This window comes from Candidatus Methylacidiphilales bacterium (assembly GCA_025056655.1).
GTDB lineage: Bacteria > Verrucomicrobiota > Verrucomicrobiia > Methylacidiphilales > JANWVL01 > JANWVL01.
The window spans coordinates 1-2,978 of the sequence record JANWVL010000119.1 but is presented as its reverse complement, the minus strand read 5'-3'; the positions used below and the strand labels follow the sequence as shown (position 1 = coordinate 2,978).

Annotated in this window: 4 protein-coding genes; all 4 read left to right on the top strand. The window is 36.8% G+C overall.

Going from position 1 to position 2,978, the window contains the following annotated elements; genetic code table 11:
• On the top strand, positions 1-672 hold a 672-nt coding region (locus NZM04_08005), incomplete at its 5' end, for a hypothetical protein (protein ID MCS7063965.1).
• 121 nt (positions 673-793) lie between these two features.
• The gene (locus NZM04_08000) at positions 794-1,306 is read left to right on the top strand and encodes a hypothetical protein (GenBank protein ID MCS7063964.1); all 513 of its coding nucleotides are present in this window, start codon (positions 794-796) and stop codon (positions 1,304-1,306) included.
• 172 nt (positions 1,307-1,478) lie between these two features.
• The gene (locus NZM04_07995) at positions 1,479-1,991 is read left to right on the top strand and encodes a hypothetical protein (GenBank protein MCS7063963.1); all 513 of its coding nucleotides are present in this window, start codon (positions 1,479-1,481) and stop codon (positions 1,989-1,991) included.
• 660 nt (positions 1,992-2,651) lie between these two features.
• Positions 2,652-2,978: RHS repeat-associated core domain-containing protein (locus NZM04_07990; GenBank protein ID MCS7063962.1), on the top strand; the 327-nt coding region annotated here is incomplete at its 3' end.

Genomic DNA, 2,978 nt, shown 5'->3' with positions numbered 1-2,978 from the left:
TATTTTACGCCGAGCGGTCAGCCGTATTACAGTGCGACAAGGCTGAGGGTAGGGTATACAGGGCGAGAGATGTTGGTGAATACGTGGGGTGGGCTTGGAGCGGGGTTATATGATTATAGAAACCGCATCTATAGCACGGTCCACGGCCGCTTCCTGCAACCGGATCCGATCGGCTTCGATGCCGGGGATGTGAATTGGTATAGATATGTGGGGAATAATGCGGTGAATTATAAAGATTCACATGGTTTACGGAAGACATATGAGGATCAAGACGGGGCAGGAAAAGCAGGCTCAAAAAAAGCATGGGAAATGCAAAAATCGGATAAGGATAGATACGAATACTGTGGGAAAATATGCAAGAAATGTCCCAGCGGTCCATATTATTATACGGGGCCGATACGCGGTGGGCCAGGATTAGGCCAACATGGTAAAGGATCATGCCGACCGCAAGATGCGCCAGACTGTGATCCAGGAGATGAATGGGTGGCATATTATCATTCACATGATTCATCCCGGTCTTTTTCTGATGCTGATTATAATTATTCAGAAAGTTATGAAAGAGATGGTTATGTAGGAAGAGACAAGCCTAATCATGGTGGAAAACAATCTAAAGATCAGGTTCAAATAGATCATTATGAACATAAAAATAACAAAACAAACTATAATATATAAATCGATAAAATATCGCAAATTTTACATTTTATTATTGATGCTATTGCTAGTGTCTATATCAAATAGTTTAGTTTCAGGCATAAGAAATAGCCGATTAGATAAGTATCTTAAAACTTTAAAAATGCATGAGAATGGTAAGCACAATAGATATAGGTATAATTGGAGCGTGAGTGTATTTGTTACTGGTTTTCCTCCATATAGATTAGAATTTGATGATATTAATAGAGTCATATATTCTTATCAATTTAGCGGGATTTGTGGATATTGGATTGGGGAAGTCCTCGCAGTTAAGAAAATTAGACGTAAAGACTATGATTTCTTTAGGAAAAAATATTTAGAACTTCTAAATCTAAGTAAATCCATAATGTGTAACGATACCATGAGTTTAGATGGGAGCATGTATATATTTACGAATTATGAACACGAGTTGAATGAAGTTAATAACTCTCAAAAAATTCATCTTACCGATAGTTGTATAATTAAAAAACCTGAACTTAGAAAATGCATTGAATATATAATAAGTGTATTTGAACCTATCCATATTTTAGATGGTGAACAATCATGTATATACGATAGATCTTATAGATCAATAATTATTGACAAAAAAAATCGTAATTATAGAACTAAGTTTTAAGCGAGCGGATACTGAGTTTCATTATTTTATCAAATAAGTTTGCAAATGACCTGGGATTGGGTTGTGTAGTGGAAATAACAAAATGTTAAATGTGCAAGAAAACTACAGCCCGAATAGTAGGAGATATTGTGAAGTAGTGATGAAGAATAGTTATTTACACGAGAGCTTTCCTTTGAGCTTTATACACGGCCGCTTCCTGCACCCCGACCTCATCGGCTTTGAGGCTGGGGATGTGAATTGGTATAGATATGTGGTGAATGGGGTTATTAATGCGACCGATCCTCATGGGTTGTGGCGCCATCATGGTAATTGGGGTGGGCCAGGATGGGTGAATGGTAATACAGGTAATGAATGTAAGGATTTTCCTCGGGAAGGTGAACCTGGATTCGTTCCTCCAATAGATAATCGGGATAGATGCTATTATGAACATGATGTCTGTTTGAATGATTGTAGTAGAATAAAGTGTGAGGACGAAAGAAAGGAATGTCGCGTTAAGTGTGATAATGAATTGTCAATTTGCCTTCGGAACCTTCCGGAAAATGAAAAAACATTGGGAACGAAATTTGAAGAATGGATTTTTGGGGGTGATGGATGGAACAATAATCCAGGTGAGTATAACCATAATCCACATAATCCAAATATGAACCCACAGTTAGAGTCTAGGCATGGTGCTTATCCCGGTTGATATGAACACGATATGCAAATATATCTTAATTATATATAGACTTATTGTTTACTTGATTTTTATAGAATTTGGAATATTTTTAACTGTATTTTTTAAAGATTTTCACAATTTAAATTATCATTCTAATTCACATATCGATTTATCACAATATGCAAAAAAAACACTATCAATGCTTGCATTATCTTTTTCTACGCCCTATTTGCAAATATATGCAGTATTATTAGTAGTTTTTATGTTGTATTTGTCTTTCTATAAATTATCTGTTAAAAAATTTCTCTTCTATTCATCTTGGGCATAATTCAAGGGCTAATATTTATACTCATGTGGAGCACGCCTTAAATTGCTTGTTCACCAAATTTGATCGATGATATAGTAAAAAATGTAAAGTAGCATTATTCATGTCCGTTATCGATTATTGATATAATTAACAAACAATTGATTTAGATTTTCCCTAGTGATTGGGTAATGGCTTAGATGTGAGAGGAGGGGATATTGAAATAACTTGAGCCGATGCGGATGAAAAAAGGGGCGCATCTTTTTTGCGGGAACGATGACTTCTGGGTGGCCCCATTATTAAATGGCCTGTAAGGAAGTTAGCCTCACTTTATGGCTAAGCAAGGCACGTAGAGCCACAAAAATGTGAAAAATAAACCTTTACAAATGATCCACATAATGCAAAATGACAAAGTGCAAAGTGTATCAGAAAATCGAGCACAAAAAGTAGCAGTGGCATCCCTGCTGCTGAATACCTCATCAAGTTTCTTTATTGACACCACACGCAACTGCGTTTACAGCACCGTTCACGGCCGCTTCCTGCAACCGGATCCGATAGGGTTTGATGCCGGGGATGTGAATTGGTATAGATATGTGAATAATAGTCCGTTGAATTACACGGATCCTGAGGGGCTTTTTCATTGTGAAATAGATTGTGCTTTTGCTGATCTAAGTAATAAATGTGATGCAGTGATAAAATCGCTAGTCTATGCG

What these genes read in the sequence shown, in the direction of transcription:
- NZM04_08000 (MCS7063964.1), top strand. Translation starts at nt 794, where the DNA reads ATGCATGAGAATGGTAAGCACAATAGATATAGGTATAATTGGAGCGTG.